14 protein-coding genes are annotated in these 20,330 nt (G+C 45.0%); 8 read left to right on the top strand and 6 right to left on the bottom strand.

The genetic code is table 11. The annotated features are described in order from the left end of the window. Window position 1: 1 nt before the first annotated feature. Both GC096_RS03605 and GC096_RS03600 read right to left on the bottom strand, forming a co-directional pair. A complete protein-coding gene (locus GC096_RS03605) occupies window positions 2-769 on the bottom strand; it encodes a DODA-type extradiol aromatic ring-opening family dioxygenase (RefSeq protein ID WP_171628934.1) in 768 nt (255 codons plus the stop codon). Window positions 770-811: 42 nt separating this feature from the next. Beyond that, a complete protein-coding gene (locus GC096_RS03600; RefSeq protein ID WP_171628933.1) occupies window positions 812-1,165 on the bottom strand; it encodes a DoxX family protein in 354 nt (117 codons plus the stop codon). 136 nt (window positions 1,166-1,301) lie between these two features. On the opposite strand from GC096_RS03600, the gene GC096_RS03595 reads away from it, so the two are divergent. Beyond that, entirely contained in the window at window positions 1,302-1,685 is a 384-nt protein-coding gene (locus tag GC096_RS03595; protein ID WP_171628932.1) for a winged helix-turn-helix transcriptional regulator, read from the top strand. A 78-nt stretch (window positions 1,686-1,763) separates the two neighbouring features. Here the strand turns inward: GC096_RS03595 and GC096_RS03590 are convergent, their stop codons facing one another. After that, window positions 1,764-3,749: a hypothetical protein gene (locus GC096_RS03590; RefSeq protein WP_171628931.1), complete on the bottom strand. Its 1,986-nt coding sequence runs from the start codon at window positions 3,747-3,749 to the stop codon at window positions 1,764-1,766. 139 nt (window positions 3,750-3,888) lie between these two features. Between GC096_RS03590 and GC096_RS03585 the strand changes: the two genes are divergently transcribed. From GC096_RS03585 to GC096_RS03570, 4 genes are all read left to right on the top strand, one after another. After that, a complete protein-coding gene (locus GC096_RS03585) occupies window positions 3,889-4,743 on the top strand; it encodes a hypothetical protein (RefSeq protein ID WP_171628930.1) in 855 nt (284 codons plus the stop codon). A 43-nt stretch (window positions 4,744-4,786) separates the two neighbouring features. Beyond that, complete coding sequence (locus tag GC096_RS03580) at window positions 4,787-5,548, top strand: hypothetical protein (RefSeq protein WP_171628929.1); 762 nt, start codon at window positions 4,787-4,789, stop codon at window positions 5,546-5,548. Between the two features lie 1,098 nt (window positions 5,549-6,646). Then, the gene (locus GC096_RS03575; protein WP_171628928.1) at window positions 6,647-7,321 is read left to right on the top strand and encodes a phosphatase PAP2 family protein; all 675 of its coding nucleotides are present in this window, start codon (window positions 6,647-6,649) and stop codon (window positions 7,319-7,321) included. After that, window positions 7,318-8,499 (top strand): MGDG synthase family glycosyltransferase, encoded by a 1,182-nt coding sequence (locus tag GC096_RS03570; RefSeq protein ID WP_171628927.1) that lies wholly within the window; start codon window positions 7,318-7,320, stop codon window positions 8,497-8,499. Before GC096_RS03575 ends, GC096_RS03570 begins: the two co-directional genes overlap by 4 nt. Window positions 8,500-8,563: 64 nt before the next feature. Here GC096_RS03570 and GC096_RS03565 read toward each other — a convergent pair whose 3' ends face one another. Both GC096_RS03565 and GC096_RS03560 read right to left on the bottom strand, forming a co-directional pair. After that, complete coding sequence (locus tag GC096_RS03565; RefSeq protein ID WP_171628926.1) at window positions 8,564-9,472, bottom strand: ArsR/SmtB family transcription factor; 909 nt, start codon at window positions 9,470-9,472, stop codon at window positions 8,564-8,566. An 887-nt stretch (window positions 9,473-10,359) separates the two neighbouring features. Continuing rightward, complete coding sequence (locus GC096_RS03560) at window positions 10,360-11,031, bottom strand: PDDEXK family nuclease (RefSeq protein ID WP_171628925.1); 672 nt, start codon at window positions 11,029-11,031, stop codon at window positions 10,360-10,362. Window positions 11,032-11,175: 144 nt separating this feature from the next. Here GC096_RS03560 and GC096_RS03555 point away from each other — a divergent pair, with 144 nt between their 5' ends. Continuing rightward, on the top strand, window positions 11,176-12,669 hold the full coding sequence (locus GC096_RS03555) for a sialate O-acetylesterase (protein ID WP_171628924.1): 1,494 nt from the start codon (window positions 11,176-11,178) through the stop codon (window positions 12,667-12,669). A 60-nt stretch (window positions 12,670-12,729) separates the two neighbouring features. On the opposite strand, the gene GC096_RS03550 is transcribed toward GC096_RS03555, so the two are convergent. Beyond that, a complete protein-coding gene (locus GC096_RS03550) occupies window positions 12,730-14,400 on the bottom strand; it encodes a DUF2339 domain-containing protein (protein ID WP_171628923.1) in 1,671 nt (556 codons plus the stop codon). A gap of 224 nt (window positions 14,401-14,624) precedes the next feature. On the opposite strand from GC096_RS03550, the gene GC096_RS03545 reads away from it, so the two are divergent. Continuing rightward, window positions 14,625-16,064 (top strand): O-antigen ligase family protein, encoded by a 1,440-nt coding sequence (locus GC096_RS03545; protein ID WP_171628922.1) that lies wholly within the window; start codon window positions 14,625-14,627, stop codon window positions 16,062-16,064. A gap of 86 nt (window positions 16,065-16,150) precedes the next feature. Continuing rightward, complete coding sequence (locus GC096_RS03540) at window positions 16,151-20,296, top strand: S-layer homology domain-containing protein (RefSeq protein ID WP_171628921.1); 4,146 nt, start codon at window positions 16,151-16,153, stop codon at window positions 20,294-20,296. Window positions 20,297-20,330: the final 34 nt, after the last annotated feature.

The following is a 20,330-nucleotide window of genomic DNA, read 5'->3' as shown; positions in this document are numbered from 1 at the left end:
ATTAAAATTTGAAGCACAGCGTGCTTAATGAACCATGTTCGATGGTGTCGTGCAGCACACGGATGTCGCGCCCCGGGCTTCCGCTGCCAAGTGCAATGAGTAGAGGCACGAAATGCTCGGCACGTGGGACGCCTAGGGCTGCATGCGGGGCCAGCGTTTCGTATTGGCTTAAGGACTCGATATCTCTGGCGAGCACCTTTTCCCGAATCCAATCTCGAAATTGCACGGCCCATGCGCGTGGTGGAGCATCCTTGTCACGGTCAATTTCATTGAAGTTATGCGTCAAAAAACCGCTTCCAATGACGAGAATGCCATCTTGCTCAAGTCCTTGCAGTGCTTCACCGATCGCAATCTGCTGTCTCGCAGGCAAGAACGGGTTTACAGAAACGGGAACGATAGGAATATCGGCTTCCGGATAAGCGTGCATCATGATAGGGAAGACGCCGTGGTCTATGCCGCGATATTTCATTTGAACCGGAATGTTATTTCGGCGTAGACGCGCTTCCACCATGGAAGCAACAATTGTTGAGCCCCTCGCGGGATATTGAACTTGGTAATAAGACGGAGGAAACCCGTAATAATCGTATTCCATCTCATGCACATCGTCAGTCGCGGCAATGGTCGTAATTTCACTTTCGAAGTGGGCTGAGAAGATGACGATGGCTTTCGGGCGGTTCTCCTGGCCAAAGCGGTTCAGGAACGCCGTGAATTCGGATTTTTCGAAAATGGTATAGGGTGAGCCGTGAGGCAAGAAGACAGGGGAAAGCATAGTTGGACCTCCTACTCGTAATTGTGTGGTGCTATATGCAACTTACCAACGTCCGATTGCTACAAATAGTAATATCGCCAAGAAAATGATGTTCATCCCGATCCCTGAATTTTCATTCCTTTTCGCATGAAATACGGCTGCAAGTACCATGATTAAACCTAGTGCAATAGCAGCAATTGGCGTCAAAATAGGTGCGATTCCTGTCGCATAAGGGACAATTAATCCTAATCCTCCAAGTAGTTCGGATACCCCGATGAAAGTTACCAGGCCTTTTGATGACTCTTTGACCCAAGGCATACTGGCTTTGGCTTTCTCATACTGAAAAGATTTCATTGAACCTGCCATAATAAATGCTAATGCTAAAATTCCCTGTGCGATCCACAATGCGATATTCATAAAATAAAATTACCTCCTTGAATTAAGTAAGTATATAGTCGTATAATAATCCCTAGGAGCTATACTGAGAAGTAGTTACTCAAAATAAACCTAGTATACAAAAAGATACCTAAGTGAAATGGAGGAGGAAATCAATATGGAGGAACCCCACTGTAAATTTGAAACTGTCCTAGAGATTCTTGTAGGCAAATGGAAGCCCATCGTTTTGTTTCACCTTTTCTCGAATGGCACGATGAGATTTAGCGAACTTCAAAAAGCGATTCCCGATATAACGAAAAAAATGCTAACCCAACAATTAAGAGAGCTAGAGTATCACGATATTGTTCATCGAAAGATCTATCACCAAATTCCTCCCAAAGTCGAATATTCCATCACCGAACACGGCAAAGGAATGTCTACGGTCCTACAGGCTATGAATGATTGGGGAATGTCGCATCTCACCCATTTGAATGAGTTGTATGGGCAAGAGAGATCTGTGGAATCATTTGAAGGCAGATTGGACGAAGTGACAGGGAATTAGAAGCAGTTAAGCACATAGGAAGTCAAAAAGAAGAAGCCTCTTCCAAGGCTTCTTTTTTCGTATATTCCTGTCAATCAACTATTCCATTACCACATGCCAAGGCTGCATCCACACGATTCGCTCACCTACTCGAAGAACGATGTTCACGTCATGAGGGCCAGAAGTCAGGGTTCTTGAAGTACTCAATTGGAACAATGGCGTGACCGTGTCAGCGGTAACGGCCTTACTGGCGGGTGCAACCGCGATCGATGATAAGGCATCCTTGCCGCCTAGATCATTATTTTCCTCCAAAGATAGCCGTGGCTGGATGGCGTCTTTGAGATTTTTCTGAGTCCATTGTACCTGTGTATCGTAAAGGAAAGCATGCAGTCTAGCCGTTGTTCCTGCTAACTTGTCAGGGAGCTTACCGAGCTCGACTTTGTAGCCTCCTTCATAATAAGCGTGCCCCTCATACCAAGGAATGGGGGAAAGGCCGAATAATAGCTTCACATCCGTCTGTTCCAAGTACCACTCACCTTCTTGTTGCTGGGGGATGCTGCTAAGGGTAACGGATTTGGTTAAACTATTTTTCCAGTAGATATCAGCACGTTGTTCCCCTTTGTGTAGAACGAAGGCATAGTCGCCTTTCGAATAACGAACGGCACCATTCGGATCTTCCACGTCCGCTTGCTGGTATCCTAACTGCTCAGCTAGAACCTTCAGCTTCAGGACATCCACGCCTTTTTTTACATAGCCTGCGTCAACATTCTCGTTCCACTTTAGAACGCCTTGGCTATCAAGCTTAAGAATAACCTGTTGTGGATATTGGGTTTCAATCTGCAGTTCAGTACCCGTATCGAGGTCCCAGAATCTGTCTTGGTTCCAGGGTTGTAAAGGGATCCACCCGGTATGTCCTTCCTTACTGGCCTTGAGCCATGTTGCGCCGTTTGGCGTGCTCCATACCGCGGAAACCTCCACATCCTGATTCCGCAGCAAAAGGACAGAAGATGTATAGTACACATCAGGATAACGCATTAATTCACGGTCACCATGAATGGATACCTTCCAATGAACGTTCACCGCGTCCGCGGGCTCCCCATATAAGAGATTAATCCATCCTGTTCCTTTGGACGTGTGTACATGGTACCAAGTTGAGAAATGCCAAATCTCATAAGGACCTCTACCAGTCCATAACGGTTGGGTGATTTTTTCGAAGGCGGTGACCTTCTCCCCAGAGATGACGGCAGTTTCTTTGTTCGCTGGGTCAGTGAATAGTGGAATCTCAGTAGTCAGGTTAAGTGTTTCATCGGTAGGGACGATGGTCACACCTGCTTGCGAAGTCCACAGAGGACCCATTTCAGTTTCAACGCAGAAGTAACGGTCATAAATCGTTGTATACTCTTGGATGATGCGTGTTTCCCCAGCAGATGCGGATTCCATCGAAGTCTGCCCAGATTGTAAAAGGGGCAACAGCTCCTTACTGCCGTAGATACCTTGATAATAGACGGGCTTGCTGACGTCTTGAACGGTGCCGATCTGCTTCACCGGGATGTGCGCCCACAAGTCTCCCATCCATGACGTATGAATCTGAATCCAGGCTTTGCTGGACGTGTCATTCGTGTAAAACCACTGCTTCTCCGCACGGACAACCTTCACTTCTTGAGGCGCGAGGGCTGCTACCGAACCGCCTCGTTCGCTCATTTTGCTATAAAGCGGTGTGTCCGAGTTTAGCAAAATGTGATCGGGTGGAGCGATATCAATCTCCCACGGATTTGGACGAATCCAACGAGGGCCGAACATCGTCTCAATTTTCCAGTTAGCTGCGCCAATAGACCAGGCCCCATTTGTCTCAATGACGTTTACGGTTTGTGGAGAAAACCAACCTTCGGGCTGATCGGCAGGTGTATCTGCTGCAGGGTAGTAAGCTGTATCCGACAGTAGCTCTATCGATCCAGGAATACGTAAACCATCAGGGGGATAGGGCCCCTGAGCCATGAATTCCGCCGAGGTTCCTGCAGGTTTACCTAACAGTCCCACGAGTGTTACCACTAACAAAGTTACCATCCAACTTGCTCGCCAATTCATTTCGCAACCACTTCCCATCACCAATTGTGGTAAATATTTCAAATATTAGACGTAAAGTATGGGCAAAAAGTTTCTGAAATCGGTGTAACATAGTGGGAAAGAGGAAATGAAGACTTTCTTGAAGTTTGGAGGCGAACTCATGAAACTTATCAAGTTAATCCCGTTACTAATTGGTACTATGCTCCTGTTGCTGTCGGCACAGCCATTGTTCTTGATGGGACAAGAGATGATTATCGGGAGCCGTGTTAACCGTGACTTTACTTTTGAACATATCTATGTGAATTTCATGAAATTAGGTAAAGTGGAGATTCTCGGGAGAGGTGCACCCATTCCAGTAGATCGTATTTCAGTTGAGAATTATATAGCTGATGGCAATGACAACAAAGCTATTCATACAATTGAAGAGTACACGGACATGAATCGACGCGACGACGCGACGCGGCTTACCTACACTAGAGTATACAAGTGGGAGGGTCAGACGATTGAAATTGCAGATCAATTCCAATCGGGCGTATTTAATGAATCCAGTCGTGAACAAGCGAATTTACAAATGACAATCAATCATAAGGATTGGTCTGTAGAGGGGCCTGTCCTGGTGAGGCCGAATTTCTTGGATGATAATCGGTACCATGGATACTTTGGGATTATGACCGTCGAGGAGAAGGGGATTGAGAAGTTCGTGGTTATTCAACGAATCTCTGGAACCGCGTTTACCCCGGATAAAAACTTGTCATGGCGCATTCTAAGTGTCAATAGTGATGGTCAGGTTGAAGAAGATCGATTCACATTTGATGAGCTGGGTGAGGTTCCACAAAGGGTGAATATGATCAATCTGACGTCAACTTCACCTTCTGCGGTGGGATACCAGAGTGACATTTTGCTCGGCTGGCCATCTCTTATTTTCCCTTTGGCGTACCCGTATGGAACAGCCTTAGTAGGACTCATATTCGTTGTCATTGGGTTAGTGATAGGATTTCGCACATTTCGTGAATAATAAGATTGGTTCTAAGTTATGCATCGAAAAGGAGGGGATGTGGTTGAAATTTCCCTGTTATTTCATGGTAGTAGCTTTCACGATGGTGTTGTCCGCGTGCCAAGCAGATGAGCTTACAACGGTTGTTACTAGCGCTGCGCCAAATGAGCCAACGGCTGCTACCAGTGTGAAAAAGGAAGAAGCGACGCCTAAGATGAGCGAGGCTAAAAATCCAGCAGTTCTTATGCCCGAAGGTTGGCAGCAGCTTGTCCGGCAGAGCGGCCCTGTGAGGGTTGAAGGTGACTTGAACAAAGACGGTAACCAAGACGTTGCCATGGTCATCGAAAAGCTGGATAGCGGAGGAGCCCAAGCACCTGAAAGAGCACTTTTGATTGCTTTTGGAAATAAAGATGGCACCTACACACGCTCTATTATGGCCGATAAGGCGATCCTGAAAGCCGATGAAGGCGGAGTATGGGGCGATCCACTAGCTGGCATTTTCATCGATAGAGGTTCTCTTATCGTGAGTTTCTACGGAGGAAGTAACGACAGATGGTACGGGAATTACCGTTTCAGATTTCAAGACGAAGACTGGTACCTGATAGGCGCTACGGTGGGATCCTTCTATTCGGGGACGATGACCGAAACGACAGGTGACGAAGAAGACTATAACCTGCTTACAGGTGATTATGTCAAACGAATCGTTGACGATCCGAAGGCTGAGAAGCCTACTTCACACACGATAAAAGGCAACATGGGGAAGAAGAAGCTGCTGAAGCTAAGTGATTTTGTGGCGACGGGATCAACGGATCAGTTTTTAAAATAAGGCGTATCCGCGGGGTTGGATGCGTCGGCGATGATGATGGTGGCTGTAGAGGGGGCAGTGACGGCAGTGGCGGAAATAGATGGATTTCCTCCATCTATTTTCGGCGTAAATTGATCGAAACACAGTTTAGATGGATTTCCTACAGCTAATTTGACTTATTCTCCCTCTTTTGCTGCGAACAGCCAGATTTAACTGGAGATTTTCCATCTAATGCTCGATTTTAGTGAAAAACCCTGAAATTAGCTGGAGAAAATCCAGTTAGTCGGCCTGAGGGCGAGTATCTTAACACCACCAACGCCACTCAATCATCTACATGTCAGCAGCTACACGCAACAATCTCCACTCAGTATCCACACGCCATGAACCGCACACACCCGACGCAATTCACCTTCCACATGCCACGAACCACACACAACCATCCACAAGTCACCAACCACCAACGCCACTCGACCAACACATGCCACTATCCATCAACTTCTATCTACTCTGCCAGCAGTTTCTCGCTCTACCCTCAGTCGTCCATTCCCGCCAGCCTACCTTCTACCTTCTCGCTTCATTCTTCTCGCTCTATCCATCCGCCTTCCTCCCTCTTTTTGCCCTCAAATTTGCCATGGAAATCCACCCTATACATACTTATCCCCAAAATTACCCACAGTATCAACATGTCCACAAAGCAAGCTGTGCATAATCTTTTCAATATCTTATACACATATCCACAGAAAATGTTATCCACAAGTGGAGAGTGTGATAGCCTTTTGGACGTGATACCGCTAGTCCGCATTACAAACCATACTGACATGCTTCACACTGAGATGCTCAGAAGATGCTTTTCCGCGTATGATTTGGTATGCTGTATTATGTTGTAATATTTCTGTAATAATATTGTAACAGTAACAATAGTGCCGACATCTGCTAAGCAGCCAACGCGTTGGCGTCATCAACCTTCATCTTATATGCACCTAAGGACGTGGACAACTCCGCCTTTGGTCTAGGTTTTTTCACGACTTTTGGCTAAAGAAAGACAGTACCTTGGTGCGTTTAGCAAATGGCTTTACTCCTTTATGATAGAGTTAACGTAGAGGAGAGCGAGGATTTGGCATGAGAACAAAAGCTTGGATGTCCTATTTGCTAGCGTGCAGCGGACTACTTTTGATCCCGTTAGTAGGGCTCATTTATATACATTTAAATCAAGATAACGGAGCAGCGTACAGTTTAATGACGGATCTCGATCGACAAATACCTTTTATCAAAGGCTTCGTAGTTCCGTATTTATCCTGGTATGTCTTTCTTGCCGTAGGATTCCTATATTTAGCGTATCGAGATCGCGCGAATTATATCCAGACACTCGTGGAATTTATCATAGGTTTGCTTTTGTGTTATAGCGTCTATGCTATATATCAGACGACAGTGCCGCGACCGGACATTGAAGGCGGTGATTGGCTGCTGCGGACGGTCCAGTGGGTGTATCGCTCGGATGAACCGTTTAACTGTTTTCCCAGTACACACGTGTTAACGGCCTACCTCATGATGAGAGCCTATCTCCGATCCAAACGGATTGCGATGCCTCACACCATTATTGTAACGAGCATGGCGATTCTCATTATCGTTTCAACATTATTCGTTAAGCAGCATGTGTTAATGGATATCGTGGGTGCAGTCCTAGTGGCAGAAGGAGTCGTCTATCTAGTGGAGAGAAGTAGAAGAACGTGGTTAACAGGATCGACCGCTGCTAGTGCGCGGCAGGATAAGCTCGAAAGGGGACTGAAGCAATGAGAAGCAAAGGAAAGCTTTTGATACTGACGGGCAGTCTTGGCGATGGGCACAATAAAGCAGCACAAGCTATTCTTGAAGCGGTACGTATGTATAGACCGGATATGGACGTGAAGGTCGTCGATTATTTGGCGTGGACGCATCCGTATTTGCATGGGTTCGGTAAATACTGTTATATGCAATGGGTAAAAAGCCTGCCCTCCGTATACGGTTTTCTATATCACAAGACCAGACATGACACCGCGTTATCCCATTTGTTCAAAAGAATGAAGTCATTCAGCACCGAACGGATGCTGGATTTGTTAGAAGAGGAAGCGCCCACGGAAGTCGTGTGTACGTTCCCAGGTGCTGCGGCAGCGATGTCTTATCTAAAATGTAACGGCCTTACGATCGTGCCGACCGTGACGGTCATCACCGATTACACCGATCACAGCTACTGGATTCATCCGGGGACGGATAAGTATCTGGTCGGGGCAGAACATGTGAAACAGGCGCTCCTGCGGTATGCGATTCCTGAACAGCGTATCGTTGTGACAGGGATACCGCTTCGCATGCCATTCACACAAACCTACAATCGTGAGGAGCTTCGTGATAAATATGGCTTGCACCGCGACATGCCAACTGTCCTTGTGATGGGAGGGGGCCATGGGCTGATCGGGAAGTCGTTTAAATCGGTGCTGCAGTCGGATGATCTGAAGGCGCCCGTGCAGTTTGTATTCGTCTGTGGTCGCAATGAGAAGCTGAAACAGCATTTGGAAGAAGAGCTGGGCGGCTCGAATACGCACCATCATGTGATGGTGACAGGGTTCGTCGATCATGTGCATGAGCTGATGGCACTGTCTGATCTGATCGTGACGAAGCCAGGCGGGCTTACCGTTTCCGAAGCGCTTGCGCTGGATCTGCCGATGATGCTGTACAAGCCAATTCCAGGCCAAGAGCAAGCGAATGCTGCCTATCTCGTTGGAATCGGAGCAGCCGTCGAAGTGAAGAACGCAGCCGAGATGAAAAGGCAGCTGCTAGAGGTCATCGCGAATCAATCTGTTTTGCTCAAGCTGAAAAAGAATGCACAAATGAGTCATCGCCAACCCGATGTATTTCGCACAGTAGATGCGATTTTGGAAACGGAGCATCATTATCTTCCGGTTCAGGATGGCTTACAATTTTCTTATGCCAATGTATAAAATAGAGGTCAAAATAACCCTATTCCTCCCTCTTTCTGAGGTGGGGGAATAGGGTTATTTATTTCTATTTATCTTCTTGCATCGTCACGATGATGTCTTGAGCATAGTTGCCGAATTGTTTGCCGAATAGCGTAACACCACCACAATTCGTGGACGTTTCTAAGGAGGCAATACGGAAATGAACATCTTGGGAGAATACAATATTTAAGTCGTGAATGGTCGTCGCTGAGATTTGTGTGCCATCTAGAAAGGAACCCTGCGGATTCACGGTAATGATTTTCAGCAGACCATGTTGTGTGTTGCCATTTCCCCACCAGTCGGGGGAGAGTACGCCTCTGTGTTTACCGAAATCACCAGGGCATGTCCACTGTCCGAGTGGCGTATCGTTGATCGAAAACGAAATATCCGAAGGCCAATTCTCGTTAAAGCCAGGAGCTTCCGAGCAGATTTCAAATGAAATCTCCAACGAACGAAGCTTCTGGTTGCTATGGAAAAAATTCGGGATACGGTACTCCACGTAACCGCTGCCGAACCAAAGAATGCCTGCTTGTACATGCTGTGGATCCGCAAAATACCGCGGATCATCGAGCACGCCAATCAGCTGCGTCGGTGACGCCAAGCCACACGTCGGGTTCACGTCGAAGGAGGCGTACTGGCCGATGGGAATCGTAACCGTCGTTGTCGGATGCTCATAAGGCTTCTTCGACTTAAACTGAAGTGTGGCTTGTTCAAGCTGCAGGTAGCAGATCTTTTGCGTGCCGCGTACACCGGTCACGTTCTCAGACCGCACAATGCCAGCTAGCTCCAGTTTCTGAATATGCTTCGTCACGATCGCTGACGAAATCTCTAGTCGCTGGGACAGCTGTTTAATATTTAATGGCGCTTCGCCAAGCAGTTCAATCATCTTCACGCGAGTTTCCGATGAGAAGCATTCCAGGAAGGGCATATTTTTGGATGAAACCTCAATTTGCATAGGGGAAACCTCAACTTTATAGGCATATTTGTTTCTATTGTATAACCTACAGGTTATTTAAACAACCTGTTTGTGAGTTTTTATTGAATATTTGTAGAGGAGTCCAAGTTATGTTGTATTCTGTACAACATGATTCTGGCTCTCGGGGCTAAATCAACTTTGATGTTGTATTTTATACAACATTCTGAGGCGAATAACTCCAATTAGGCCCAAAACAGCCAATAATGTTGCATGAAATGCAACATAGAAGTCCGAAACAGCTGAATCCGGGCAAAAATGTTGTACATAATGCAACATGCCGAGAGTGTGACGGCTGAATCCGGGCTTCGAATACTTATTCCACCCGCAGCTGCACCCGACCCCGCCGGCAGCCCCCGACGCCGCACCCGCCGGTAGCCCCCGACGCCGCACCTGCCGGTAGCCCCCGACGCCGCACCCCGGTAGCACCCGTCACCATACCCGCACCTCAGCCGCGTTAGAGTATTGGTGGGAAATTGAAGGCTAGCTAGTTTGAAACCAATGGGAGTAACTGAGGCGGAGATATGAAACTGATGGGAATCGTGCGAGTGAAAGTAGCAAGTCATTGAGATGTTGTATTCTGTACAACATGATTCGGGTTTTCGGGGCTAAACAACTTTGATGTTGTATTTTATACAACATTCTGAGGCGAATAACCCCAATTAGGCCCAAAACAGCCAATAATGTTGCATGAAATGCAACATAGAAGTCCGAAACAGCTGATTCCGGGCAAAAATATTGTACATAATGCAACATGCCGAGAGTGTGACGGCTGAATCCGGGCTTCGAATGTCTAATCGTCCCGCATCTTTACTCGCACTGAATTTAACTCTAACTCTAGCTTCTAATCGTCCTGTCATGTTTTCACGTCAGCACAACAATCGCTGCCAAGCGCCATCGCTTAACTCATAGTATCGCGCATAGGAACCGCCACTCTCTTTCTTGCGCAGCACGCCTTTTGCAACAAGACCATTAAGCCACTTACGAGCTGTACGAAAGTTAACCTCGTATTGGCTGATGATGTCTTTCGGGCGAATAGGTCGGCTCAAGTTGAAGGCTAGCCGAAGAACTTCTTTTTCATCCGGAGTCAGCGTTGCTGCAGTTGTTGACCGAATGAGGTGGGGACCAATCACTAACTGCAGCAGCATTTGGCATACTTCGGGACGGTTCTGGATATCGTCGAAGGAGAAATGGATCATTCTCCATCCCATCCCAGTAAGAAAGGTATCGCGATTCAGCGCATAGCTGAACTTTTCGCGATCCATCTCTCTGATATGACTCTGGAAACCATCGCATTCTATCCCGAAACGTCCACCAGGGCTGAGGTAAGCGAAGTCGAGAAACTGGGATTTTCGATTCCAGTCATAAATCTCATACTCAGGATGCAGATTGTCGAAGCTTTCGAATAAAGGCCACCACACCTGCTGGAGAAATAGTTTCTCAGCATAGTTATGTCCGCGGAGCAAACGTCCCTTGCGTTCTCCAACTCGGCGAGCTAGGTGATCTTCCATAAATGTTTTGTGGGCAGGTTCAAATGACATCGTGCAATCGTCGCCTCCTTTAAGAAAAACAAAAAACGCCCTCCGCCTACTCGGCAAAAAGGACGTTCTTCGTCAAAGAAATAGTGTATCATGAGATAGAGAATCAAGCCATTATATACCAATTTTAGATGACGAGGTGTGATAATGAGTAACCGCTTTCAACTGCATGCAATCTTCTCCGAAGGAGTGATTTTGCAGCGAAATCAAGAGAACCCCGTCTGGGGGACAGGCCCGGATGGGATGCAGCTGACCTTGGAGTTCCAAGGACAACAGGTTCAAACCGTCTGCGCAGACGGCAAGTGGCAGGCGATACTGCCAGCATCCGAAGCGGGAGGCCCGCATATCTTAACGATCAGCTCCGAGGGACGACAACTTGCAACCGTTCAAGATGTGTACTTTGGTGATGTTTGGCTAGCTGGCGGACAATCCAACATGGAGTGGAAGGTGAAAGATACGAGTCACGCGGAGGCGGACATCGCAGAAGCTGGCTTCCCGCTTATTCGTTACTTTGAGGTCCCCAAAGTGGAATGGGAGGATCCCGCACTAGAAACACCGATGAACGCTTCCTGGAAAAAGGCGCTGCCTGAGCATGTGCCGGATTTCTCGGCGGTTGCGTATCATTTTGCCCAACATATTCATGCCTCGGAGGGTATCCCTATTGGCATTATAGGTTGCAATTGGGGCGGCACCTCAGCTGCGTGTTGGGTAAGTGAATCGACGATTCAACAACAGCCTGAACTTCAAGTGTATCTGGATACATTTGCTGAAGAGATCAAGGATTTCGATTGGGTCGCTTTCGAGAGTGTTCAACAAGCGTATGATCAAGCGACGGCAGATTATGAGAAGCGCAAAGCAGCGGGTGCCACGTTAGAGGAACTAGGGGGCTATCCATGGCCTCCACCAATGAATCCTCATAATCCGATGAGGCCTTGTGGCATTTATGAGACGATGCTGCTCAAAATCGTACCTTACGGCTTGAAGGGGTTCCTATTCTACCAGGGGGAGAGCGATGCAAGTCGTGCGTTACTGTATGACAAACTGCTGACAGGACTTATCCATAATTGGCGTTCACTCTGGCACAATGACAATCTCCCTTTCCACTTCGTCCAATTGACATCCTACTGTGCGGATGGTAAACCAGACGGTGAATCGTGGCCGCTGCTTCGGGAGTCCCAAGCGATCGTGAATGAGCGCGTCCCGCATACGGGCATGGCCGTCACCTTAGATTGCGGGGAACGCGATGACATTCATCCGCGAGATAAGCGGACCGTGGGGCAGCGCCTCGCTTTAACAGCGTTAGAGCATGTCTATGGGAGAGAGCTTACGAGCTCAGGCCCCGTGTACCGTGAGCTGCACATTGAAGGTGGGCGGATTGTGCTTCATTTTGATCACACAGATGGGGGACTAGGACTTTCTGGGGGGAACGAGCAACTTATCGGCTTCCAAATTGCTGCGGAGGATGGTTTGTACCTGACCGCTGAAGCGAGTATCGTTGGGAACACCGTCCAAGTGTGGCATCCAGAGATTACGAAGCCAGCCAAGTCGCGTTATGCTTGGACGAATTACACGGAGGCCAATTTGGTAAATGGACTTGGCTTGCCGGCGGGGACATTCCGCACAGATCGAGCACGAGAGTAGAAGAAAAAAGGCGTCCACTCTATGGAGTGAACGCCTTTTTTGCAACATTAGGGGAAGTACTCAAGTGTTGGATGACTTCTTGTAGAAGAAGCGAGATAACAAAAGGCCAACAAAACCAAGTCCAATAAACAAAATCGCTTTGATTGTCAGGGAGACATTTGGTAGATCCATCAAGATGACCTTCATTAAAGTTAGAAATAATAAAGCGATACCAGTGAGTCTGATTTGTTTGACTTCTTTCTTCAGTCCGTAGGCAATTACACTAATCGCGTAAAGGAGCCACGCCGTAGAAACACATAAGTGTTGGATATTCACACTGAAACCATCTGTCAATGTTCCGGTTACTTCCGTTATGAAACACAAGAATAGGAACCCAAGTCCATACTTAAGCGTAATTAATGTGCTCTTCGTGTTGGTGCCGACCCCGAAATGTGAAACTATTGCAATCATACCTGCCATGGTTCCTAATAATAGCAGCCATATTAGCATGACTACCGACAGGATACTGCTCATACCCTCGGTGACTGTACCCAATGCAGTTGCAAAAGCGATTACATAGATGATGACTCCATTGATTTTTTGTAAGACTGACTTCACGATGAAACCAAGTAACAACGCAATAATTCCCTCAATCAATAGGAAACCAGGTAATGCATCAGCGCTGAAGTAGTTAGCCGAGTAGAAAAGCAAAGCATAGGATGCTATTGTCATGGTATAGGGCAACTTTTCGTGTGCTGTTCTGCTGAACCAGTAGGAAAGCAAGGCATAGGCTATACAAGTGGAAACCATCACAACGTTGAATTGCATATCTGTGTAGGCCACTTTAAACCAAATAGCGGTGAACGCGAAACTTGGAATCAGCAATCGAAGTTGGTGATTCATTGTAGGGCTTTTCAAACAGATAGACACTAACAAAGCTACTTGTTGTACGAGCATCCCAATTGCTGCAATCTTGGTATCCCCATGTACACCAAGGCCAAATAGGAACAAGGCTAAGGGGAGTAGCGCGAACGAAGTATAGAATAAGCCGACAAATGTACGTCGTATGGCATATATCATGAAACTTACAAATAACAGCGTCTCGTAGCTAACGAAAAATAGAGAGGAAGGGTTGTCACTATTTAATAAGAAAGGTGTTAAAACACCTGCTGCACTTGCTATGATCGCCAAGGATTGTGATTTTAATTGGTGTGAAAACCATAAGCCCAAGACGACCCATAACACATTCAGTGTGAACGCAATAGGCGCTCCAATGAGTTCATACAATTGATGACAAGCAAAGGTGGTTAGCATTAATAATCCGATGGAACCGCCTAACAACACTTGTGACAGCAGTGGACGATTAGCCTTGTGTTGTTTAAACCCGAGGATTATGAAGGTCCCCCCGACGACATAGCCAATAGCACAGCGCATCTGCTCAGTGAGGAGTCCGTTGTCAACCGCCGCTTTGAATCCCCATACGATACCGATCAGAAGTACGAACATAAAAATTCTCGGCAGCCATACCCTGGCAATGAGGTGTTCCCAGTCGGTCTCTTCTTTCATAGCTGCTTGTTGGGGTGGTGCAATGGGCTGAACTTGAACGGGAATGCGATTGGGAGTGGGATTAAGATTAGGATTAGGATGACTTACTCTGTTTTCAGTTGGTTTGCTTTGCTTATAAAGTGCGAGTTCTTTCTCGAGCTCGTCAACTCTCTTTTCTAAGTTCTCAAATCGATTATGAATGTCCAAGAAGCAACCTCCCTTTCGCTCAGTGGTAATTTTGGGCAAATGTTTATACATTCAAGATAACAGTTTATGATGAATGAAATAAGTACTATTCTGCAGTAGTACCTTATGATGGATGGGTAGGCATCAGGCAATGAATGGAGGACAGGACTATTCACAAATTTGTATATTTCATCATTTTGCTCTTTGTAGGGATCGGGGCTCTCAAACAAGGATTTCTATATGAAATGAGTTATTTATTCGCTAATATCTGGATTTTGCTTGGATTTTCAGCCTTTATCTTAACTCTCAAGCAGGTGCGCTTGCATCTGGTACACTTGAGTTTATTTCTTATTATTGTATTGTACTGGGCAAGTACGTTAGTCGCGGTTGATCTTGAGAAAGCCATATTCGAGGCTATTAAAATAACAGCACTACTTCCATTCTCGATCATGATGTCATCGTTGACCAAAGATCAATTTATGAAACTATTTCGATGGTTCCCTTACTTAGGGAGCTTTACTGCTGTTGTAGGTATTGTGTTTCAAATGGAAAGGCAAAATCGCTTGGAATCAACCCTTGGTTATGCAAACGCGCTAGCTATTTTTTTGCTGATCACGTTACTCATGACTGCTTTCTTTTATTTAAAAGAGGCGCGTAAAGGCGACTTCGTTCTTATGACTATTCAAGCGACAGGAATCCTGCTGACCTTTTCTAGATCTGTCTGGGTGCTATGGCTTATATCAATAGCGGCGTTATTCTTATTTCAGGAGTTTCGAAAGAGGGACATGTGGCTACAAATAGGAACTGCTCATCTGCTGGGTTTTGTCGTGGCGGCGCTATTAAAAAAGGACATCCTCTTTTTTTTGTCAAGGCTCCAAACCATTCAGCCAGAGACCTCAGAGTTTCGAATGAGACTCATCTATTGGAAAGATAGTTTATCCATGATTGCTGATCATTGGTGGCTTGGAACTGGTGGTGGTGGGTGGAGTGTACTGCAAACACAGTATCAATCAGAGGATTATTTTGTTCGATTTGTACATAATCATTATTTGCAGTTGGCACTAGATATCGGTATCTTTGGGCCATTGCTGTTTATTGGTATCGCCGTTTTCCTATTGTATTGCAGTGTTGTTCTGATCAAATCCATACAAACTGCCACCGATCATTCTACTTTGATATGGATAAAAGGTGTTTTGCTGACGAGCGCAGTTTTGCTGCTTCATGCAGGTTTTGATTTCGATTTTAGTTTCCTCTTCTTATTCGCTGTTTTTCTGATGTTCGTTGCGTTCATTATGGTGCAGAGTCCCGATAAAGCCACTATAGTTATCCAACCCAACAAATTTGTAAAAACAATACTAGTTACTTGTATAGCAGCTATGATATTTTTCACAAGTTGGGTGGAGATAGGGAAATACTATCAGACGAGAGGTGAGGATAGTGTTGCTGCTGGAGATCTGCAATCAGCAGTTCAAGATTATTCGACTGCACAAAAATGGATGCCCTGGGCGGCATCAGTCTACTATGACAAGGCTAAATTGTACGTATTACTTGGAAACAAGACAGGGAATCGCAATGAATATTTGAAAGGCAAGGCGCAAGTTGAACAAGCCATACATCGCGTGCCTGATGAGATGTTATACCAACAACTAGATGAAGAACTTAGTCAATTTGTGGTGAAGGAATAAATTGGTTTTACTAGATGGTTATATCTTTTATGGTATAATCATTTTTGTTTATTATCGCATCATACATGAAGAGGGTGGCTCGGGGCATGAAGAATTGGAAAGATATTTTCCGAAAGATTAGTTTAGCTTTGATTGTAATATTTATTCTCCAAATTAGTTTACCGACTGTTTCTTATGCTTTTCACGGTTTTTTTATGTACTCAGCGGATGATAAGAAATTAAGAGGTTACGTTTATGTCAAGGATCCCACCAAGGTATCTGTAGATGTAACGAATCAAGGTACTGTAACAACCATTACTTATGATGATAATAATGTTAAAGAGAATTATTTTTGGGGTTCTTACTTTCCGTTTGATAAAATGAATAATAGATTAAAAAATGTTAATTTCAATGATTATGGATACAGTTCAGAGACGGCACCTAGTAAAATCGTAGCTTTCGATGGAGAAACGACACAGGAATTCACCATGGAAACTGTTTCTAACGGGAATGTTCTCTACTACGGTGATCAAACTGATCTCGGCTATTACCGTATTGTAGGTCAACAATATATATCAGCTTTTGGTGCGAATACATATATCCCTCCCGATAGTACTCTTTTCAGCTTTACTCCAGCCAATAGTGAATCAAATGCGATTAAGATTCGACTTCCAAAGGCTAACAATACAGCGGCATTTGAAGTTACACAGTTAGCAGCTACAGATTTCAATTTGTTTGATGTCACCACAGGTGAATATCTGGATATATTAAATCTGAACAGATTGAGTGGTTATGAGCAACTTGCACAAGATTCAACACACTATTTGAATAATGTTATTGTTTTGGAACCGTCACAAATCCTGGTGAAGGATCATAGGTATGAGTTGAGACTATCGTCAAAAAGTAGAGGAAATGAAATTAAATTACCTATTCAGGGAATCTATTCATTTGAACTAGAAATTGGCTTTATTAAGGGGGAATATTCCGAGCAAAGCGGCGTTTTCTATAATTATGTGAGCCAAAGCGGAGTTTACTTTAATAATGTGCAAATTAACGCTCCTACGAAGTTAACGATTGATCCTAGTCTCATGCGTGTCGGACAAGAGAAAGATTTAAAAGTATTTAATAAGCTAGATGATGGTAGGGTTGAAGAGATAACGAATTATGAAATGCTAGGGTTGTTTTACTCGGATGCAGGACATAAAGCAATTTCGTTGGATAACCAAACCCTAAAAATTAAAGCCCTCTATTTAGGTACAGCTAGTTTATTACTCAAATATAATGGCATTATAAACGCGTTCACTATTCATGTTACGGCCAACGGTGCGATAGATGGAGGTGCAAATCTCTATGCATATACCTTTGAAGATCAGAATCCAGTGCGCGGACAAATTGATCCCTTATTGTCTTGGTTTGCGGGTACAGAGTCAAATTATTCTGGATATCAAGTCTCGTTTTCGGATGCTAATGACGTAGCCTTAGGGGCAACCTATAACATTGCTAAGAATGATGTTCCAAATCATAAATATGTAGTCGATCTAACAAGTAATCAATTGCCAGCAGGCGCTGTGTATATCGACGTATTCCCTAAAGATTTGGACGGACATACAGGGACAGAAATGTGGCGTAAGCAAGTTTACGATAATACAGCTAATAGCCCAGTGAATCCAACAAGCAATGCCGCCATTCCGGCACCCGTCATTCGGGATATGCAGTTTAAAGATCAAGATTTTACGCTCGACAATCTAGGTGGCTCTGTGCTGTGGTATGATGCATCAACATTACCAACTCCTGCTACGTCCTATAGTATTTATTTTGTCGATGCAAACAATAGTAAGTTGAAATCTATCGCAGAAATACCGATAAGTAGTTTCAAAATGGTTTCCCAGGGAGTAGACTTGCCGAGCTATCAAATCGAATTCCCAATGGGCTACGCTATGCCAAGCGGTGCGCAAAGATTAGGGATTTTTGGGAAGAACGCGCAAGGGGAAGGCACCAAGGGGTATTATTTCGGATTTTGGGATAAAATCACAGTGACTGGTGGAAATGATTACTTTGAAGACATCGATAATCGTGCCGGCCATATAAACGCTGCTTTAAAATGGATGCCTATGGTTAATGAAGCTAATATCACAGGCTATGTCGTGCAATTTCTTGGTAACCGACTTAATCCTATTGGAAGACCTTTACCAGAAATAAACAAAGGACAGCAGCAATATAGTATGCCTATCCTAGATAATCAAATTCCAGCGGATGCTAAACTTATCGAACTCAGTGCTGTGAATGCAGATGATGAATATTTGCTTTTGGGTCGTTATAGCCTTTCAGACAATATTCTTGGAGAAGCGGCTAGTTCTGTAACAGTTGACCAACAGCTCCATGGCATAAGTCAGATTATATACAAGGATACAGACGGTGAAGATGGTGAAATAGGTGGTTATTTTTATTTCTTTTCCGAGAATCCGGCAACGAATTCACCATTTTCGCACTATGAAGTTTATTTTGTAAATGATCAATTGCAGAAGTTGAAGCCAATTATGAGTGTGCCTAAGAATTTCATTGGTACCTACCAATCTAGTATTCCAATGAATACCCAGATACCGAATGGTGCAACCAAGCTTGCGGTCTATGGCATTTCGCAAGTAGGAGAGAGTCTACCAGCTTCAGTTGATCTATACAGTCCACCTTTACTAGCTAGCCAAATTAGTATAACGAACAACAAATCCGATACAGCGGACACCATAACCCTAACGGGACTGCAGGCCAATGACGTTGTCCGTGTATATGGTGATGCCACTACATCAAATACCTTCTTAGTTGGTACAGTGGCAAGTAATGCGACCACCATTTCCTTTAGTGTCCCAGAGCTAGGCAAAGAAGCGGGGAGTTTGTATTTTTCTTATGAACGATTGAATAGACTACCAAGCCTAAAAGTACAAAAAGCCTACGATAAAGAGCCTGCAACTGGCGTAAGTGGCGGATTTGGCGGTGGCCCGATGGGCACTATCGAGTCTTTCAAATGGGACATCATCAACCAAAATGGTAAGATTCGCATCACATCTAGCATCGATTCGGATCAGTTGAAGAAGTTAGCGGACGAGCAAGCCAAAGCTGGCAAAAATGAAATTCCGATCGATTTAAAGACAAATGCGGAAGGCTATGATTTCCAAATCAATGCCGGCTTACTAGAGGAGATTGGAAACAAGGTAGAAGATGCTATGTTAGTTTTCAATACAACTATAGGAACCACGCGGATCCCTTTTGATGTGCTGCAAGAAGCTGTGAAAGCAAATGGCGGAAAAGATTCAATGGGACTACGAATTAGTATTGATAAGTTGCCTGCGGCTGACCAAGTGAACTTGGAGAAGACGATATCTTCTAATGGCGGGGAAAGTGTAGGGAAAGCCCTATCCTACGAGCTCTCACTCGTGGAGAATAATAAAACTGTTGCAACGATTGATTCATTTTCTGAATATGTGGGACATGTGATCCTTTTACCTAAAGATTTTAAATTAAATGCAGGTGAAAAGTTGAACGGTGCCGTATGGGACCCAACCTCCAAAACGTTGATTTCGGTTCCGTTAACCATCAGTTTGGACAAAGACGGTAAACCAGCCTATGCAACACTGTGGAGAAAAGGAAACTCGATCTATACCGTGTACACAGCACAGAAACAGTTTGCCGATGTACAAGATGACGATTTTGCCAAAGCGGACATAGAATCTTTAGCAGCTAGCCATGTGATTCAAGGCTTTGAAGATGGCTCTTTCCGTGCTGATTCGAGTGTAACCCGTGCAGAGTTTGCAACTCTTTTAGTAAGAGGATTGGGCATAAAGTCAGTCAGTGGTACGAATAAAGGGTTTATGGATGTGAACCCGACAGATTGGTTTAGCCAAGCTGTCGATACGGCAGTAAGTTCTAGCCTCATTAGTGGGTATGAAGATGGAACCTTCCGACCTACGCAAAGCATTACCCATCAAGAAGCTGTTACGATGATCAGTAATGCGTTGAAATTTATTAATGCTGCTACGAAGTTGGATGATTCAGAGCGTGCACAGTATGTAAAGCGCATGAGTGAATTATCCTGGCAAGTGGATGCGTGGGCAAGTGATGCCGCAGCGATGACTTTGAAACGAAATATTTTGAATGCAAATAATGGATTCTCCTTTGAAAAGGATGCCAAAACTACGCGCGGACAAACAGCTTTATTGATTAATAAGCTGCTTCAAAATGCGGAGTGGCCAAAGAATTAAAAGGCCAATACCGACCAAAGAACCCAGCAAACCA

Origin of the sequence: Paenibacillus plantarum (assembly GCF_013141695.1) — a bacterium.
Lineage (GTDB): Bacteria > Bacillota > Bacilli > Paenibacillales > NBRC-103111 > Paenibacillus_E > Paenibacillus_E plantarum.
The sequence above is the reverse complement of the archived record's forward strand: the minus strand, read 5'-3'. Positions and strand labels throughout refer to the sequence as shown.